This window comes from Olsenella sp. Marseille-QA0557 (assembly GCF_965119725.1).
Lineage (GTDB): Bacteria > Actinomycetota > Coriobacteriia > Coriobacteriales > Atopobiaceae > Coprovicinus > Coprovicinus avistercoris.
Genome location: NZ_CBCPMI010000001.1, coordinates 1,690,612 through 1,708,736 on the forward strand (window position 1 = coordinate 1,690,612; position 18,125 = coordinate 1,708,736).

Consider the following 18,125-nt stretch of genomic DNA (forward strand, 5'->3'; position numbering starts at 1 on the left):
CTTCCCATTAAACCTCACAAAAGCAAGGATAGTTTTACCGTAATAGTACCGTTTCTAACTAATATGAATGCCGTCTCCCCTGTTAGTGATCGATCGCTTTATGAGCTCATCGCGAAGCTCATTGGTAAGATAAAGCATCTGGTCAAGTGCTTTTTCATAAGCATCGTGACGGCGCTGAGGGTCTTCATCAGATGTTCTGCCGTATACCACAAGCGCCTGTTCAAACATGGTGGATTCGCGTCTTGCGGCTGTTACATACTGACGAAGATTTTTAGGCCCGATTCCATAATGCCGCAGATGATCAGCAATACGAATGAGGGGGAAATCATGTCCATCGACTAAATCTCTCCCATGAGGAGAGCGTCTTAGTGATAGTACGCCAGCATCAGAGAGACTTCTCACAAAACTGGCTGATACACCAAGCAATTCAGGCATTCGATCAATGGGATGAAACTTATTGATAGTTTCCTCATCATCTGAACTTAAGACATGCTCATCATGATGCACGACAACAGCTTGGGATGGATCATCGAGACGGTCTAACTCTTCTCGGATAACCGAAAGCGGCATAAAGCGATTCTTTTGTAGATACAAAATATTTTCAAGCCGCTTAATGTCGCGTGAAGAATAGAGCCTGTATCCCCCTGGTGTACGAGAGGGATTGAGCAGGCCTTCATCCTCTAAGTAGCGAACTTTAGAGACAGTAAGATCGGGGTACTGCGGCTGCAACCGCTTTACAACTTTACCAATTGTAAGGTAGCTTGCATCCGCCATAGTCAGTTATGCCCCGGTAGAAATGCGTTCTGAACGATTTGCATGGAAAACCATACGGAATGTACCAATTTGTATGGTTGAACCATCTTGTAATACAGCCTTACTGACAATAGCGCCATCTACCCATGTGCCATTGAGAGAGCCAAGGTCTTCAATGGTGGCCAGCCCAGAACCGTTGTTAATGAGATCCATACGTGCATGATGACGAGAAACCGTCATGTCATTCAAAAAGACACTGTTTGAAGGATCACGCCCGATAGTAATTACTGGCTGATCAAGCTCAAACGTCATACCAGTTTGAGGGCCTTTTACAATACTGAGCGAGGGCGTGGCATCTTTGGTTGAACCCATAAGATCGGGCATTGTTGAATCTTCAGAAGGGATGCGGAACATCCTTGTGGCGCCCGGATCGTTAATGGGATGTACGTCTTGCTCTGCCATATCTGGCCTTTCCTCGCAATTCTTGTCAGATTTATAGTATAACGCGGCTATCGGCAAGCTACACACTCAACTTCGATACGCGCACCGTCTCTTAAACGACGCACTTCAACACAGCTTCGTGCCGGACGAGGCGAAGAAAACCGTGTTTTCCAAATCATGTCTACTATAGGTAAATCTTCCAAATCGGTGAGAAAGACCGTAGTTTTTACGACATCTTCCAACGTGAGCTTTACCTCAGCTAATACAGCTTCGATATTTGTTATTGCCTGATCAAGCTGCATGTCTACGGTATCAGAGACAAGTGCATCAGTTGCTGGGTCGATGCCAATCTGGCCAGAAACATATACATAGCGTCCTGCTGCGGCACCTTGGGAATACGGTCCATTTGCCTGAGGAGCGTGAGACGTATGAATGCCATAAGTCATAAAAACTCCCTACCTCACGGTTGCGGTGCTATCAGTCTTTATATTCATTAAACGAGAGCCCGTGCGCCTATATAGCCACCATTATGACGGGCTATACCCCACTGTTCGAGCTCTTGTTTAGAAAATGCAACATGTTTTGTATTGTCCGAAATAGGCTCCATCCATGGAAGCTTAGTTTGAACAAATTGAGTAAGCGCCCGAATACCTACAGGTTGCATCTCGGTAAAAGACAACAAGCTCCGCCACATGATGCGGCTATAGGCAGGCGGAATGAGCAAAAGAAACGCATTGCTCTGATGTATATGTGTGCATATGGTAAGAATCTTATCAAGGTGAAGCGACACCACGCTGCCCTGAGGTGGTAGCTTTTCTCCATCATGAAGATAATCCTCGAGAATGGTTCTGGCTTTTGGGCCTGTAACAAGTAATGGCACCAATGATCCTGTGACATCGCTTACTTGAGCATCGCTGAAAGGTGTTTGCTCTTCAACAACGAGATTGGAGAGCCATATAAGCCATTCCTTGAGTGCTTCCCAACGTGACGTTACATCACAGAGAAGATATTCATGATCACCAGTTCTTAAAGCACAAGGAACGGCAACTACTGAACCATCGCCGGCAAGAACGGCTCCAAAGGAGCATTCCCCTACGGAAAGAACTTTGCCTGCCCAGGCCGCCTCAAAGAGGCCTGAGGCATTCTCTCCTGAGATGAGTATAAGATGCATGCAGGATACGTCTGTTACTCCACAGGCATTCTCAAGTGCCTCTTCTTCTGCAATTGGAGTACTTTCATAGGAGAGCGGCACTGCAACTCCCTCACGCTCTTCTAAAACACCACCGAGTAGAAGATGCTCTTCTGTGAGCGTGTTGAGTGCATCTTTATCTACACCCATTTATGCTTCCTTATGACTTTCATTGTTGGCATGAGATCGCTGAATTACTTTGACACCCTCAATGGTGTAAACAACAGCAGTTATCGTAGAAAAAACCAACCCAAGGTAGACAAATACCATGCCGAGTGCTGCGCTCTCACCATTTAAGAGAGGAAGCCAAGAAACCGTTACAAGATTGGTGCCATGAAGCTGTGGAATGCCAAGCAAAAGGTCGCAAAAACCAATCATGAGCAGTGCGGTGGTAAGCTTTCCAACAAATACCACATCAATTGGTCGACGGCGATAATGCTGCAGAATTTGTGCTCCAATGGCGAGGTACACATCGCGTCCGATGACAAAGACCGCCATCCAAAGCGGTAGCTCACCTGTTGCCACCAGGCCTAAAACGCCAGTGAAAAGCAGAACACGATCCATAATGGGATCCATGATCTTTCCGACCCAACTAACCGTTTGGGTTCGGCGAGCAATTTGTCCGTCGAGAAAATCTGTCGAGGCAGCAACCGCATAGAGGACAAGAGCAAGCATTCTATTCGACCCTGTGATAAAGAGGTAAAGGAATGCAAAGGTTAAAAGCAAGCGACAGAATGTAATAACATTTGCAACAGTGAATATTTGTGTTGAAGGGTTATTGGGGGTACCCACCGGATCGGTTGCAAGGTCATTTTTCTGTGCCTTGAGAGCATCATAGTCAGCCTGATTTTTGAGATTATTTTTAATACGCTCTTTCGTAACACGCTTTGTTTTACTTTCAGCCAACGTAGCGCCCTCCGCGTAATACAAATACTCGCAAGAATTGAACCTGAACATAGTAACGCATACCCAATTTGTCCACGTAAGCATTGTGGAAACACTATTTAATGCCACAAGGACAAAGATTCTTGCATGAGTAGTTATGAACCAGCAACTTCAAGAAGTAGATCACCTAAAAAGAATCCTAAAACGATTATTCCGACAATAAAGAGCAGAACAACGATAAGAACAATACGTCTCGTGCGCTCCGCCTCTGCTTCCTGGAAACGAGCAAACTCCTCTTCATCATTAAACGGATCAGCAAAGGGATCGTAGTGCTCCTTAAAAGCGCGGGAATCCTTTATTGCATCATTACGATGCGTGTTCGAGACGGGCGTGACGTCTGGCATGTCTTTTTGGCGTATATGTTTGGCCATAAAAGGTGCCCTCCCATGTATATAAAAGCCACCAACAAAGGTTGGTGAGTAGTATTCCGTGCCCATGGTATCAAAGGGTTCTAAAGAGATGAGCCACTATAAGAGAAGGATGAAGAAAAGGCCATAAAGATCACGACAAATTTGAATAAAGACGATATGAGAAAGCCATTGGAAAGAAAGCCTCCCCGCGACATACCCTACTCGCGGGCTGGGCGAGGACAATGGCTGTATATCGTCAACCTGCGGTGCTCGCCATACCGCACGTATGGGAGGAGGCTTCCCATGTCACATGTTACCTCCATCGGCCTCGACGTACATGCTCGCTCGGTTGCCGCCTGCGCGTTCAATCCTTTCACAGGAGAGATAATACAGAAATCGTTTGGCACCAATACAGAGGAAATAACTTCCTGGATTTGCCACTTTGAAGACCCTAAGGTTGTCTATGAGAGTGGACCTACTGGCTTTACGCTTTGTCGCACACTCCGTGCTCACGGCATAGACTGTGTTGTCGGAGCTGTATCAAAGATGCAAAAACCCGCCAGTGATAGAAGACAAAAGAATGACAAGCGCGATGCAGCATTTCTTGCACGTTTGCTTGCAACACACAACATTGTTGAGGTATGGGTTCCTCCTGTTGAGGTTGAAGCGAGCCGTGATCTGTCGCGTGCACTTGATGATGCGCGGGAAGACTTGCAGCGTGCCCGGCAGCGCCTCTCAAAGTTTTTGCTAAAACGTGGACATGTATTTGATGAAGTTGATGCACTTGGGCGTAGGAAAAGCGCCTGGACACGCTCATTTTGGAGATGGGTTGAGGGATTGAGACCAGATGAGGTTGCAGCAGCAACAGCGTTTAATCACTACGTTACCTGTGTGCGCTGTGCCGAGTCGGACAAACGCGCGCTGGAAAAGCAAGTTCTTTGTGAGGCTCAAACCCAACGATGGAGCCCTGTTGTCGGAGCACTTGCATCCATTAAGGGTATCGATATCATCTCTGCTTTTTGCTTAGCTACCGAAGTCGGCGTCTTCAGCCGTTTTCCAACAGCAAGATCGTATGCCTCTTGGGTTGGTATCACACCTTCTGAACACTCAAGTGGTGAGAAGAAGATATACGGAGGCATTACCAAAAATGGCAATTCAGCTTCTCGCCGTACCCTTATCGAATCTGCTTGGCACTACATAACATGTTCTCCAAAACCAAAGCCAATACCTGATGGCTTTGATGTTTCGCGAGGAATCAAACGCAGAGCAGATGATGCTACAGCCCGTCTTGTATATCGACACAAAGCACTGAGATCAGCTGGCAAACGTACTTGTGTTGCCAATACAGCAGTTGCACGAGAGCTTGCTTGTTGGGTGTGGGAAATTGGTAGACGTGCTGAGGGAACACTCAGCTAGACGACACTACTCAAAAAATTTCTTGCCAGTGAGAGTTGCATATCGACGCATTGTCGAGACCGGTTTACGAGGCTTTTATGGGCAACCAAAAGGCAGTACCCGATAAGAAAGACTATAGGTTTTTTCGAATGACGGTCTCGGACGGAGAATCGAAATGCGGTACGTACGCAATCTCAAACATATATCTGAGCTACCCGCTGGTATACAGCGTACAAGCCCGCGGATATTAGCTTGCCAGGCAAGCGACGACTAACGATCATCAATGCGACAGAAGCTGGCCAGAAATAGTTGCAGACTCGGGCATTAAAACCTGAGTCTGCAACGTCATGCCTCTTGACAATGGCTTTCTCATATTAAAAGCCGGAAGAAGCTTCTTCCGGCCGAAATAATCTGGTCGGGTGGACTGGATTCGAACCAGCGACCCCTTGACCCCCAGTCAAGTGCGCTACCAAACTGCGCCACCACCCGTTGGGGCAATGCCCGAACGAATTAGAATCATACTCTGCTCTTGAAAAAGAAGCAAGAGAAATCTTTGCTCGCTTGCCGAGATTCTAGAATCCAAACTCTTTGCGTGTCTGGCGGATACCTATGCGCTTTTCGGCAGCTTCCCAAGCAAGTCGTTCTTTTTCATTCGTAAGGGCGAGTCCAAACTGTACCTCTTGTGGTACGCCTTCGCTGTTTACATGCACTTCTGTAAGGTATGCGGTATTGATAATGGCACGCTCGCCAGAGGATGGATCCTCAACGTAAGAGATCACTTGAATCTCTAATGAGCTATGTCCTACATGAGTAACACATGCCTCAATGACAACAATATCGTTGAGTTTAGCGGGATGCTTAAACTGCAAGGTATCAACGCATGCTGTAGTTACCGAACCGCCACAGTGACGGCGTGCAGCTATGCCTGCTGTCTCGTCAATCCATTCCATCAAGCGTCCGCCAAAAAGGCGGTTCTCACCATTTACATCAGGATGAGTCACAATGCGTACTGATTCGGTGTATGAATCAGCTACTCGTTTACAGGGACGTCCATCTTGTGTGCCATAAGAGATGGGCTGCAGAGAAGTATCTGAGGAGTTATCCATCATAGCTCTCCAATTGTTCATCTAAAGCAAGCCATTCATCTTCTAAGCTGCTTATTTGTTGTTCGGTTTGAGCAAGTTGTTCTGTTAGTTGTTGGAGTGTTGCAAAATCACTGGGATCACATGCCTGCATTTCTTTGCGAATGCGATCGGGTTCACCATCTAGTTTTTGCAATTTTCGCCCTATGGCATCATGCTTGCGCTTAATTTCACGCCGCTCAGCACCAGCGGGTTTGTTATTTTGCTTATGCGGAGCAGGTGCGCATGCTTTCTTTTTTGCCTGTGTAGCTTGTTCGTCCAACAGTTTGAGATACTCATCCACACCGCCAGGAACATGACGCACTTCCCCATCAATCAGGGCGTATTGATCGTCGGTAACGCGTTCCATTAGATGGCGGTCGTGAGTTACTACCAACAGTGTTCCAGGCCAGGTGTCGAGCAGGTCTTCTAAAACAGCCAACATGTCGGTGTCCAGATCATTGCCCGGCTCGTCCAAGACAAGTACATTTGGCTCGTCAAGCAGAACACACATAATTGCTAAGCGTCTACGTTGACCTCCTGAGAGATCTTTGACATAGCTCATGAGCTCGCGTGTTTCAAAACCCAGTCGCTCAAGCAGACGCTCTGGAGAGTAGCTCTTGCCATCAATGAAGTAATTTTTGCGATATTGTGCAAGTATTTCGTTTACTCGCCAGTCCATACGTTCAGAAAGAACAGCTAAATCTTGCGTGAGAAAACCAAAGCGCACGCTTGCGCCTACCTTAACTGACCCAGACGTGGGAGCAAGACCGCCGGTCATAACTTTGAGCAAGGTTGTTTTTCCAACGCCATTTTCACCAAGTATTCCATAGCGATCACCGGGACCAATAAGCCAGTCGAGATGAGAAAAGACTGGCTTTTGATTCTGGGAATAGGAAAAAGAAGCGTCGTGCATTTCGATAACTTGCTTGCCGAGGCGTGCGACAGCAAGGCGTTTGAGCTCAAGAGGGTTTCTCAGTGGAGGATCATTCGCAATGAGGTCCATCGCTGCTTCAATACGAAAACGAGGCTTTGAGGTACGAGCTTTAGCGCCATGAGCAAGCCAATTCAGTTCCTTGCGCAGCATGTTTTGACGGCGTTCCTCTGCTACAGCTGCCTGTCGTTCGCGCTCAACTCGCTGCTGGATATAGGCTGAATAGCCGCCTTCAAAAGGCTCAACTACCCCATCATGCACTTCCCACATCGATTCGCATACCTCATCGAGAAACCATCGGTCGTGGGTGATAACCACCAGGGCGCCCGTGTCACTGCTCCAGCGATTCTTAAGGTGGTGAGCAAGCCAAGAAATTGCATGCATATCTAAGTGGTTGGTTGGCTCGTCCATAAGGAGTACGTCCCACGTACCAATGAGTACGCGTGCGAGATCTACACGACGCCTTTGTCCGCCAGACAATTCGCCAACAAGGCTTTCGAGAGAAACATCGGAAAGCAACTCAGCCATAATGGCGCGGATCCGTGCATCTGAAGCCCAGAGATATTCCTTTGTGTCGCCAACGACGTTTTGGCGTACCGTTGCTTTTTCGTCGAGGGTATCTGATTGTCCAAGATAGCCAACAGAAATGCCGTTTCGCCACGTTACCGTTCCCGAGTCGGGCTCAAGTTGGTGGTCTAGAAGCTCTAGTAGCGTTGATTTGCCATCGCCATTTCGTCCTACAACACCAATACGGCTTCCTTCGTATACACCAACTGTTTGATCGACAAGAACTTGCTTGCCAGGCCATTCCATCGAAATCTGTTCGCAACCAATGAGAATACCCATCAAATACCCTTACTGCAAAAAAGAAGATTCATGAGCGGCAGCGCGCAAGAAGGCAATTTCTTGTGCGTAGCCATCAAGATCGTTTGGTGTTTCTAACACCATGGGAAGCTTGCAAAGTCGCTCGTCACAAACGATTTGTTCAAACAAGCCTAAACCAAGCGTACCCTTCCCGAGACATTCATGGCGATCTTTATGTGCACCAACTGGATTTTTGGAGTCATTGAGATGTAAAGCACAGAGACGGTCGAGTCCAATTACGCGATCAAACTCTTCTAGAACACCATCTAAGTCATGTGCTATATCGTAGCCGGCATCGTTTACATGACAGGTGTCGAGACAAACTCCCACCAGCTCATCATGCTTAACTGCATCAATGATGCGTGCAAGCTCCTCGAAGGTACGCCCCACCTCAGTTCCTTTTCCCGCCATGGTCTCGAGAAGAACTTTGGTAGATTGTCCAGGAACTAAGACTTCATTGAGCCCTTCGGCGATAAGGCTACAACCAACTTCAGAACCCTGTTTTAGATGAGAGCCGGGATGAAAGTTGTAATACATCCCAGGTAAATACTCCAGAGTTTCCAGATCTTCTCGCATAGCTCTACGTGCGAAGTCAATAACGTCAGGCTTTGCGGAGCAGAGATTGAGCGTATATGGCGCATGAGCAACAAGCTTTCCAAATCCTTGCTGCTCCATAAGTGTATTCAAGCGCTTCATATCATCTGGATCGGGCTTGCGTGCCGAACCGCCACGAGGGTTTCTCGTGAAAAAAGCAAAGGTCGTAGCACCAATCCGACAGGCTGTTTGGCCCATCCCTTCATATCCGCCCGATTGGGAGATAGAAAGATGGCATCCTACCGATAACGTCATGAAACTTCTCCTTGGCAGCCTGAATCATTCTCTTTAAGCAATTCGGCAGCACGGATAATCAGTTCTTTTGCCACCTGTGCTTTAGACATGGTGGGAAGCTGTTCTTCCCCTTCCGGAGAAAGAATAGTTATGCGGTTTGTATCCGAACCGAACGTAGAATCTTGGCGAGATACATCATTGGCCACAATGAGATCGCAGCCTTTACGCATGAGCTTTTCTTGTGCGTGGGTGAGAAGATCTGTTGTCTCGGCGGCAAAACCAATAACAACGCGCGATCCTTTTTGGCGAGAAAGCTCTGCGAGAATATCGTCAGTCTCTTTGAGGGCGAGTGTGGAAAGCAACGACCGGTCCTGCTCGTGTTGCTTTTTCAACTTATGATCCGCAGGATGTTGTGGTGTGTAGTCGGCCACGGCTGCAGACAAAATAGCAATGTCAGCCTGCTCAAAAGCCTTACAAGCAGCCTCATACATCTGCGCCGCTGATTCCACATACACCACCTCAACACCATAAGGTGCTGTAAGGGCGGTGGGGCCAGATATGAGAACTACGTCTGCTCCAGCATCTCGCGCTGCCTCGGCAAGGGCATAACCCATCTTTCCTGACGACCTATTGGCAATATAGCGAACAGGGTCTATTGCTTCATGGGTTGGTCCAGCAGTGATAAGAACACGTTTGTTGCTCAGAAGTGAGGGCTGAAGACGAGAAATTCTAAAGAGCGTCTGGTTCACAATATCTGACACGTCTGCCAATTTACCTGTACCCGTATCACCACAGGCAAGAAGCCCGGTATCAGGACTGATAACCTCAATACCTCGATGTATGAGCGTAGTGAGGTTTGCTTGTGTGGCCTGATTTGCCCACATGCGATTGTTCATAGCTGGAGCAATTAAGACAGGAATATCACAGGCAAGCAATGTTGACGTAACACAATCATCTGCAATTCCTGCGGCAACCTTTGCAAGTACATTAGCGGTGCACGGGCATACAAGAGCAACATCCGCCCAGCCAGAAAGAAAAATATGAGGGATGGAAGAGTCTGGGTAGGTGGAGAGATCAAGTGCGACCGGATGCGTACTTAAAGCTTCAAATGTGGTGCCTCCAACAAAATGACAAGCATCTTCTGTCATAGCAACACGCACGTCACAACCGGCACGTTGGAGCCCTCTAAGAACTTCACAGGCTTTATATGCTGCAATACACCCAGTCACGCAAAGCAGTACGCGAGGAGTTTGAGAGACTTGCTCTTCTGTTGTAGCCATAAGTGTCGCCTTACTCAAATGCAGTTGAAGTTACCAAAATACGATGGCAGTAGGGACATTCACAGATATCATCGTTAGATCGACGTATGTCTGCGAAGTCACTCGGCTGAAGGGTTACACGGCAAATTGAAGGTCTGTTCCCCGTAAGTGTTTCTACTGCGAGGCCATCAAATCGTTTGCATGCCTTTGCATAGGTATCGAGAAGCTCCTGTGGAAGCTCACTCACAAGCATTTCACGTTCAGCGCTGAGTTTTTCAATCTCAGCAGTTATCTGAGCGCTCTGTTCCTGATAGGACGTAGCCTGTGCGTGCCCCTCCTGTGAAAGACGCTCAGCAACTTCACGGGCCTTTTTCTCTGACGTCTGAATTTTAGCGAGTTTGCTTTCCAGCTCGTTGCGCTCAAATTCAAGCTTCTCCAAGCGCTTGGCTAAATGGGTAAGCTGCTGCTCAAGTTCCCGTACAGCTTTGTAATCCTGTGGGCCTTCAAGCGCGTCTTGCTGAACCTTATCTACAAGATGAGCCATTTTATCGTGCTGCTCTGAGTTTTCAGCAAGATCCATCTCAATATCTTTGCGAATACCTACGATTTTAGTGAGCTCGGAAGCAAGCTTTTTTGCTGCAGCTCGAATCTCTTTGATTTTGTTTCCTTGAGGCAAGGCTTCCAATGCGCGCTTGCGGCGAATGAGTTCGAGATCTACTTGCTGGAGCCTTACCAGGGCTTCCGTGCGCGTCATTAGAACCTCCATGGTTGAGTAGTAGTTATTCCTTTTGAAAGAACACCATGCAGCATAGCACGGTATTAACGTGCAGATGCAACGATGTCGAGAAGTGCCTCTGCGAACAAATCTAATTCACGATCTGAAACGCGTTCATCGAATGATATACGAAGTGAGCCCAAAGCAAGGTCTCGTGGAATACCCATTGCGAGAAGTACATGACTTGCATCAAGGGATCCGGACGAACAGGCAGACGCAGCAGAGACTTCAAAACCCGCTTCATCAAGACGCAAAACGAGTGACTCTGAATCTACATGTGATGCCATAACACTTACCAAACCGGGAAGACGTGTGTCATCAATATGGGCCTGTGTTGTAGGGACAATCTGGGTGCCAGGTGCGCAGAGTCGCTCGTAAAGACGATTGGCACGTGCAGCAACGAGGGGCCGTACCGTATCCATGTTATGAAAGACGGCATCTGCTACCTGGGCGAAGGTAACCGCACCACAAACATCCTGGGTCCCCGCTCGTTTTCCTGCTTCTTGTCCCCCACCAAACGATTGAGCTTTCAGAGGACACCGTGAGCGAACGGCGAGCACGCCGGTCCCTACAGGAGCGCCAATCTTATGACCGGCAACACTGACAGCATCGACATCAGCAAGGTCAAGCGGAACACGGCAAAATGCCTGTACGGCATCGGTGTGGAAAAGTGCGCCCGAGGCATGAGCAAGCTTTGCAAGGGATGCTATATCCATCAAAACGCCAGTCTCGTTATTTGCAGCCATAACAGAGACAAGCGCGCAGTTTGTATCCAACACAGAACGCAGCTCGTCAGATCCTACGGTGCCGTCGTGTTTCGGTCGAATGATGCGCACTTCAAAGCCACGACCACGCAAGACAGGCGCTAAATCGAGAACTGAATCATGTTCAATTGCAGCGAGCACGACGCATGTACGCTTGCTGTTGCGCGCACGCATTCCTTCTGCAAGACCAATAACGGCAAGGTTGTTTGATTCGGTACCACCTGAGGTAAAGATAATATCGCTTGGCCGAAATCCACCACCAAGTACGCGAGCAAAGGTATGACGTGCTTTATCGAGTTCTCGCGCAGCTTCTCGTCCCAGCGTATGGAGGGAGTTGGGATTTGCACCAGCACATCGCAGGCTTCGGTATGCAGCTTCAGCAGCAAGTGCCTCCGGACGCAATGGTGCGCTTGCTGCATAGTCAAGATATATAGGGTCAGTTGTTGATTTCTGCATCGTTATGCTTGCCTCGAAATGCCCTGTCGTGCTTGTTCGCGGATGCTTTGAATATTGTCAGCATAATCACCGCGGAAAACCGAGCTTCCTGCAACTAGAACATTAGCTCCAGCCTCACAGATGGCCGCGGCATTAGCAGTACCAATACCACCATCAACTTCAATGAGGGGTGCAACACCATGACGATCACAGAGCGCCCGCACCTCGCGAACTTTTTCAATCGACGAAGGAATGAAGGCCTGTCCACCAAAACCAGGATCTACGGTCATGACCAAAATCATATCGAGATCGCCAACAACCGACTCCAACACACAGGGAGCTGTACCGGGATTGAGTGCCATGGCTGCTTTGCAACCCCGCTCATGAATATGAGAGATAAGTCGATGAGCATGTGGAGCGGCTTCCTGGTGGAAGCATACATAGTCGGCACCCGCATCAATAAAATCATCAAGAAGACTATCGGGGTGCTCGATCATAAGGTGGACATCCAAAGGAAGCTCTGTTGCCTTTTTTACCTGTTTCAAAATGGGAATACCAAAAGAAAGGTTGGGAACAAAACTGCCGTCCATTACATCAAAGTGCACTAAATCAGCGCTGGATATACGCTCCAGCTCACTGCCCAACTCCAAAAAGTTTGCAGAGAGAATTGATGGGGCAATGAGAACATCTTCGAGCATGGAAAGCCTCCACTCTTACTCTTTATCGAAACCGTAAAACTCTTCGCCAGGAACGCGCGACAAAAGCTCACCCATAGCAGTTTGAACAGAAAGCCCCTCATCGAGTACGCGATGCACAATACTTGTAATTGGTGCCTCTACGTTCAAACGACATGCGAGTTCATGGACAGCAGTGGCAGCATAAGCGCCTTCTACTACCATGTGTGTCTTACGCTCATATTCTGAAAGTGTAATACCTCTTGCGAGTTGTTCGCCAAAGCATCGGTTACGAGAATGGCGAGATGTGCAAGTGGCCACCAGATCGCCCATGCCAGCAAGACCCATACACGTCTGCGGATCGCCTCCGCATGCAGCAGAAATGCGTGCCATTTCAGCGAGTCCACGCGTCATGATAACAGCAAGTGCATTGTCGCCTAAGCCAAGGCCAGCTGCTGTACCCGCTGCGATAGCCATAATATTTTTGGTAGCGCCACAAACCTCAACGCCAACCAGATCGGAACTCACATAGATACGAAATGCTCGATCAATGAGAAGGTCACGAAAAGAAGTACAGACTTCACGAGAGCTGCCGGCAATTACAGAAGCAGACAATTTACCAGCGGCGATTTCTTCTGCATGGTTGGGACCAGAGAGCGCACAGATTCGAGACTGGTTTCCCAACACTTCGCCCACGAGTTCAGCCATGGTGTAGCCAGTTTTGCGCTCAATTCCCTTTGTGAGTACCAAAACAGGCGTGGACGATGCGATAAATTGAGCTCCTGAAAGAAGTGTTTTTCTCAAATGTGATGAGGGAACAGCAACAAGAAGAGCGTCTATCTTTTCGAGAGCATCAGTAAGGGAGGTCGTAGCTTCTACATTATGCGGAAGCTCGTAATCACTCAGATAGCGTGGATTCTTGTGGGTTAGGCAGATGCCATCGGCAACTTCTTGGGAGTGTGCCCACAGCACAACTTCATCAGCATGTTTTGCGACAAGGCCGGCAGCAGCAGTACCCCATGATCCTGCTCCAATTATTGCTATGCGACTCACTTTGTTTTGCTCTCCGAATCGTCATGATGAAAGGCAAAGCGACGTTCTTCTCCATGAAGAAGCTTATTGATATTGGTACGATGAGCCCAAATAACAACAAGACATGCAATGAGCGCAGGAATAAGAAAGCCAAAGGTAGCGTGATAGATCACAACGCTCCAAATTGGAAGAGAAATTGCCGCACATACCGATGCTGCCGAAACAAAACGCGTGGGAATTACCACGACAACAAACACCAGCAAAAGCCCTAAGGCTCCTAAAGGTGCAGCAGCGAGCATGGCACCAAAACCAACAGCAATGCCCTTACCGCCATGGAAACCTAGATATGGCGTGAAAATATGACCAAGAACTGCGCTGAGCAAAAGCATGCCCGTGATCCAACTCAAGGGACCTGAAGGAACAAAGGGCCACAGAGCTCCCCCAAAGAAGATTTGAGAAGCAATGAGCTTTCCGAGTCCAACGCAGATAAACCCTTTGCCCGCATCGCAAAGCAGCGTCAGAGCAGCGGCTCCCTTTCCAACTGAGCGCGCAACATTGGTAGTGCCAATGTTGCCAGACCCTTCTTTGCGGACATCTACATGTGATCCCTGCTTAGAGATGAGATATCCCGAAGGAATTGCGCAGATAAAAAAGGTAATGAGCACTGCAACAATGCAATAAATAAGCGCTTCTAAGGAAGTCACGCTACTCCTTCCTTCTAAAACGAAGTCTTACCGGCGTTCCCTCAAGTGAGAATGTTTCTCTCAGGCGATTTTCGAGATAACGCTCGTAATTATCGTCAATGAGCTCTGGGGCATTGCAGAAGAAGGTAATTTGGGGCGGGCAAACGCCTGTCTGAGTTGCATAGTGAACTTTAAGTCGACGCCGGCCATCTACGATGGTATGACCAGATTCACGAATCTTTGTCACCATGTCGTTGAGGCGTGGAGTGGGAATACGCTGTTCACGCGTTTGAGCCAGACGGGCAGCGAGCGGCAAAACCTTATCAATGCCACGTCCGGTTAAAGCAGAAATGCGCAGCGCAGGAGCCCACGAAGCAAATGTCATGCGCTGTGCGAGCGAATTCATCACAGTTTCGCGAGCGTAGTCGTCGGTGAGAAGATCCCACTTGTTAAGAAGGATGGCCAAGCCGCAACCACGCTCGATAGCCATTGAGGCTACCTTTTGATCCTGCTCGGTCACTCCGTCGGTTGCATCTACCACGAGAAGACACACATCTGCTTTATCCATGGCTCTGAGACCACGAACGATGCTGTAATATTCAACGTCTTCGTGAACAACACTGCGACGTCGCATGCCTGCAGTGTCTACCAGACGGAAGCGCTCGCCGTTCTGCTCAACGAGAACATCGATGGCATCTCGAGTCGTTCCTGCGATGTCAGAAACAATGGAGCGACTCTTTCCTGCAAGCCTGTTGGTAAGTGAACTCTTGCCCACATTTGGCCTACCAACAATGGCGACATTGATAAGGTCCTCTGGATAGTCGGGTTCTTCATCCTCGGGGAGCACCGCAATGACATCATCCAACAAGTCGCCAGTGCCATGGCCATGTACAGCAGATACCGGTCGAGGTTCACCTACGCCAAGAGAGTAAAACTCCCAGATAGCACCATCGGAATCAGGGTTGTCGAGTTTATTAACAACAAGGAATACCGGTTTTTTAGTCCGACGAAGAATACGTGCAACTTCTTCATCTTCATCGGTAACACCGACGGTTCCATCTACGACAAAAATGATAGCGTCGGCCTCTTCACAGGCGGCCTCTGCTTGTTCACGAATGCGTGGCGCAAATGCATCATCGGTTCGTTTTGGTTCCAAACCGCCCGTATCTATCACTACAAAATCCCGACCTGACCAGTCGGCAGTGTGATACGAACGATCACGTGTGACACCACGAGATTCGTGGACAATGGCATCACGGGCAACACAAATTCTGTTTACCAGGGTGGACTTCCCCACGTTGGGGCGGCCTACCACGGCAACGATGGGCTTTGACATGAGATTCTCCTCATTTGTATCCGTCGGACCTACTTCAATCCGGCGCAAATAAGTCTACTCCACTCCGGCTGCTCCAGAGCGCTAACCGAGATGTTCCATGAGATGTGCCAAGAGTTTACCCGGAGAGGTCTCGCATACAGAAACAGTTCCCCCACGCGCTTCAAGAGCTTGAGCAAGATCAGCAAGTGACCAATCGTCTAGGGTCATATGATCAAAATTGAGCATTGTTTCAGGAAGAACGATATGTGTGTGAGAAAGCTGCTGAGGAAGCTGAGAAAGTAAATCAGTGGCAACCACAAGGCCAGTAACGTTAACGTCTCCCCCGTAATAATCATTACGGATAGCATAGGGCTGCACATCTTTTGCTATTCCCCACGCACTGCAAAGATGTGAAATAACATCAAAGGCTGCTTCTCCACAGATGAGAAGGGCTGTTGTTTCATCTTGTGTAAGCTGGCTTTGAAGCTGCTCTATCTCATCAAGGGCGGATAAAAGGAGCTCATCGGTTTCATCAAGAAAACTCCTGAGCATACCAATGCCATCGTAGAACTGCGGATAACCATCGTAGGTATATGCGGGTGGTACTTCCACCTGAGCGTCGAGATAAAATTCGTCAGAAAGTTGGAAGATAGTTTTTCCCCGTTGCTCGCGAGCGCGTTCCTGAAATGGACGAACCACTTCTATAACAGCTCGCGAAGCCTCTTTGTCATCTGAATATGAGCTTGTAAAAGCCTTGCTGTATTTGGTATAGCCCATTGGCACTATGGCAAGCGAGGTAATGGTGGGGTGTTCTTCAACCCAGGTAAGAGTGCGAAGAAGCTCTTCCCCATCGTTGATATGAGGACAAAGAACAATTTGAGCATGTACTTCGATACCTGCATCACAAAGCTTCTCGAGTGCTTCTCGTCCACGAGCTTCGTTGCGTCCGATGAGATGACGACGCACTTCCGGCGTAATGGCATGAAGAGAGACATTCATGGGTTCCAAACGCCAAGAGATAATACGCTCAATATCTTCATCGGACACGTTGGTGAGCGTAACAAAGTTGCCCTGTAGGAAGCTGAGACGATAGTCATCATCTCGGAGCAGTAAGCTCGAACGAACATCCGGTGGCAGCATACCCATAAAACAAAACAAGCAGGCGTTACGACATGTTCTTATGCCGTCAAACAGGACATCTTCAAACTCAATACCCCACGATTGTCCTGGCTCACGTACTAATTCGACCTCATAAGCAACATCTTGATCATCTTTCAAATCAAGCTCAACAGTCGCTCCGGAACCCTCCCAACGCCAGGTGATAATATCGTCAAGCGGCACACCATTAACGGTTTCAATGCACAGTCCCGGATATATTCCTGCTACATCGGCAGGACTTCCGGGCTCCACGTGAGAAATCCATGCGCCCTTTCGTTGAACGCGTGTGGAGGCATAATCGGAGCGTTTTGTATCAGGAGAACCCTGATACCTTGTGTTTTGTAAATCTTGGTTAGTCATGGCAGAGTTGTTCGATCTGAGTTTGAACCGATGCGATTTGTGAGGCGGGTGTCGATGCGCCGGCAGTAATACCAATTATTTCAGCATTTTCAAACCAATCCGCAGCCAGTTCATCGGCCGTTTCTACATGATGTGTGTTATTGCAGTATGTGGCACAAATCTCTGCCAAGCGGGTGGTATTTGCCGAATTACGGCCACCAATAACGATCATGACATCAGCTTTTTGAGCAAGAGCAGCTGCTGCACGTTGGCGCTCGGCAGTAGCTTCGCAAATGGTATCTACAACCTTAAGCTCATCAACAGAACCTTTAAGGAGAATCGCAGAAACAAGAGAAGCAAGCGTGGTACGCGATTGCGTGGTCTGCACTACAACGCCAACCTTGCGTGAAAGTGAAAGATGCTCCAAATCATCTGGATTAACCACAGCAACAGCACTCGGAGCATGGCCTAAGATACCTTCGACTTCGGGATGTCCAGCTTCGCCTACAACTAAGACTTGATATCCTTCGCGTACCAGACGTTCGGCGGCTGCATGTACTTTTTTTACATAAGGACAGGTGGCATCAACCACGTCTTTATCAAGATCATGCAGATGCTGTATCACATCTGGTACGACGCCATGAGAACGAATGACAACGGTATCACCGCTCACATGATCCGCATCTTGTGCAACAGTAACGCCATGGTTGTGCTCTAGTTCTTCTACTACCTGAGGGTTATGGATGAGCGGACCGAGGGTCTGCACGCTCCCTTCATGGGATTGAGCTGCTTCTCGTACCATTCGTAAAGCACGTTCAACGCCATAGCATGCCCCTGCATGTTCTGCGCATATTATCGTTGCCATAAACCC

Annotated in this window: 19 protein-coding genes and 1 tRNA gene; 1 reads left to right on the forward strand and 19 read right to left on the reverse strand. The window is 48.5% G+C overall.

The window, feature by feature from the left end; genetic code table 11:
- Positions 1-54 precede the first annotated feature (54 nt).
- The 6 genes from ACQY6Y_RS07685 to ACQY6Y_RS07710 all read right to left on the reverse strand — a co-directional run bounded on the left by ACQY6Y_RS07685 (position 55) and on the right by ACQY6Y_RS07710 (position 3,699).
- The gene (locus ACQY6Y_RS07685; RefSeq protein WP_428379756.1) at positions 55-774 is read right to left on the reverse strand and encodes a MerR family transcriptional regulator; all 720 of its coding nucleotides are present in this window, start codon (positions 772-774) and stop codon (positions 55-57) included.
- Positions 775-780: 6 nt separating this feature from the next.
- Entirely contained in the window at positions 781-1,215 is a 435-nt protein-coding gene (locus tag ACQY6Y_RS07690; protein WP_428379757.1) for an FHA domain-containing protein, read from the reverse strand.
- A 47-nt stretch (positions 1,216-1,262) separates the two neighbouring features.
- Positions 1,263-1,640 (reverse strand): Rid family detoxifying hydrolase, encoded by a 378-nt coding sequence (locus ACQY6Y_RS07695; protein ID WP_428379758.1) that lies wholly within the window; start codon positions 1,638-1,640, stop codon positions 1,263-1,265.
- A 47-nt stretch (positions 1,641-1,687) separates the two neighbouring features.
- Complete coding sequence (locus ACQY6Y_RS07700; RefSeq protein WP_428379759.1) at positions 1,688-2,533, reverse strand: hypothetical protein; 846 nt, start codon at positions 2,531-2,533, stop codon at positions 1,688-1,690.
- The gene (locus ACQY6Y_RS07705) at positions 2,534-3,289 is read right to left on the reverse strand and encodes a CDP-alcohol phosphatidyltransferase family protein (protein WP_428379760.1); all 756 of its coding nucleotides are present in this window, start codon (positions 3,287-3,289) and stop codon (positions 2,534-2,536) included. It abuts the gene before it with no gap.
- Positions 3,290-3,423: 134 nt separating this feature from the next.
- A complete protein-coding gene (locus tag ACQY6Y_RS07710) occupies positions 3,424-3,699 on the reverse strand; it encodes a hypothetical protein (protein ID WP_428379761.1) in 276 nt (91 codons plus the stop codon).
- A gap of 282 nt (positions 3,700-3,981) precedes the next feature.
- On the opposite strand from ACQY6Y_RS07710, the gene ACQY6Y_RS07715 reads away from it, so the two are divergent.
- A complete protein-coding gene (locus ACQY6Y_RS07715; protein ID WP_428378653.1) occupies positions 3,982-5,094 on the forward strand; it encodes an IS110 family transposase in 1,113 nt (370 codons plus the stop codon).
- A gap of 391 nt (positions 5,095-5,485) precedes the next feature.
- Here ACQY6Y_RS07715 and ACQY6Y_RS07720 read toward each other — a convergent pair.
- From ACQY6Y_RS07720 to ispH, 13 genes are all read right to left on the reverse strand, one after another.
- Positions 5,486-5,562: transfer RNA gene (locus ACQY6Y_RS07720), tRNA-Pro, on the reverse strand.
- An 83-nt stretch (positions 5,563-5,645) separates the two neighbouring features.
- Positions 5,646-6,182: an acyl-CoA thioesterase gene (locus ACQY6Y_RS07725; protein ID WP_428379762.1), complete on the reverse strand. Its 537-nt coding sequence runs from the start codon at positions 6,180-6,182 to the stop codon at positions 5,646-5,648.
- Complete coding sequence (locus tag ACQY6Y_RS07730) at positions 6,172-7,974, reverse strand: ABC-F family ATP-binding cassette domain-containing protein (RefSeq protein ID WP_428379763.1); 1,803 nt, start codon at positions 7,972-7,974, stop codon at positions 6,172-6,174. Before ACQY6Y_RS07730 ends, ACQY6Y_RS07725 begins: the two co-directional genes overlap by 11 nt.
- 9 nt (positions 7,975-7,983) lie before the next feature.
- On the reverse strand, positions 7,984-8,841 hold the full coding sequence (locus ACQY6Y_RS07735) for a deoxyribonuclease IV (RefSeq protein WP_428379764.1): 858 nt from the start codon (positions 8,839-8,841) through the stop codon (positions 7,984-7,986).
- Entirely contained in the window at positions 8,838-10,100 is a 1,263-nt protein-coding gene (gene coaBC, locus ACQY6Y_RS07740) for a bifunctional phosphopantothenoylcysteine decarboxylase/phosphopantothenate--cysteine ligase CoaBC (protein ID WP_428379765.1), read from the reverse strand. Before coaBC ends, ACQY6Y_RS07735 begins: the two co-directional genes overlap by 4 nt.
- Positions 10,101-10,110: 10 nt before the next feature.
- Complete coding sequence (locus ACQY6Y_RS07745; RefSeq protein WP_428379766.1) at positions 10,111-10,833, reverse strand: zinc ribbon domain-containing protein; 723 nt, start codon at positions 10,831-10,833, stop codon at positions 10,111-10,113.
- A 65-nt stretch (positions 10,834-10,898) separates the two neighbouring features.
- Positions 10,899-12,074, reverse strand: coding sequence for a cysteine desulfurase family protein (locus ACQY6Y_RS07750; protein ID WP_428379767.1), 1,176 nt, complete (start codon positions 12,072-12,074; stop codon positions 10,899-10,901).
- A 2-nt stretch (positions 12,075-12,076) separates the two neighbouring features.
- A complete protein-coding gene (rpe, locus tag ACQY6Y_RS07755; RefSeq protein ID WP_428379768.1) occupies positions 12,077-12,751 on the reverse strand; it encodes a ribulose-phosphate 3-epimerase in 675 nt (224 codons plus the stop codon).
- A 15-nt stretch (positions 12,752-12,766) separates the two neighbouring features.
- Positions 12,767-13,780 (reverse strand): NAD(P)H-dependent glycerol-3-phosphate dehydrogenase, encoded by a 1,014-nt coding sequence (locus ACQY6Y_RS07760; RefSeq protein WP_428379769.1) that lies wholly within the window; start codon positions 13,778-13,780, stop codon positions 12,767-12,769.
- Positions 13,777-14,463: a glycerol-3-phosphate 1-O-acyltransferase PlsY gene (gene plsY / locus ACQY6Y_RS07765; RefSeq protein WP_428379770.1), complete on the reverse strand. Its 687-nt coding sequence runs from the start codon at positions 14,461-14,463 to the stop codon at positions 13,777-13,779. The genes ACQY6Y_RS07760 and plsY overlap by 4 nt, the downstream gene beginning before the upstream one ends.
- A gap of 1 nt (position 14,464) precedes the next feature.
- Positions 14,465-15,778: a ribosome biogenesis GTPase Der gene (der, locus tag ACQY6Y_RS07770; RefSeq protein WP_428379771.1), complete on the reverse strand. Its 1,314-nt coding sequence runs from the start codon at positions 15,776-15,778 to the stop codon at positions 14,465-14,467.
- Between the two features lie 81 nt (positions 15,779-15,859).
- Entirely contained in the window at positions 15,860-17,275 is a 1,416-nt protein-coding gene (locus ACQY6Y_RS07775; RefSeq protein ID WP_428379772.1) for a DUF512 domain-containing protein, read from the reverse strand.
- The gene (gene ispH / locus ACQY6Y_RS07780; protein ID WP_428379773.1) at positions 17,268-18,119 is read right to left on the reverse strand and encodes a 4-hydroxy-3-methylbut-2-enyl diphosphate reductase; all 852 of its coding nucleotides are present in this window, start codon (positions 18,117-18,119) and stop codon (positions 17,268-17,270) included. Before ispH ends, ACQY6Y_RS07775 begins: the two co-directional genes overlap by 8 nt.
- Positions 18,120-18,125: the final 6 nt, after the last annotated feature.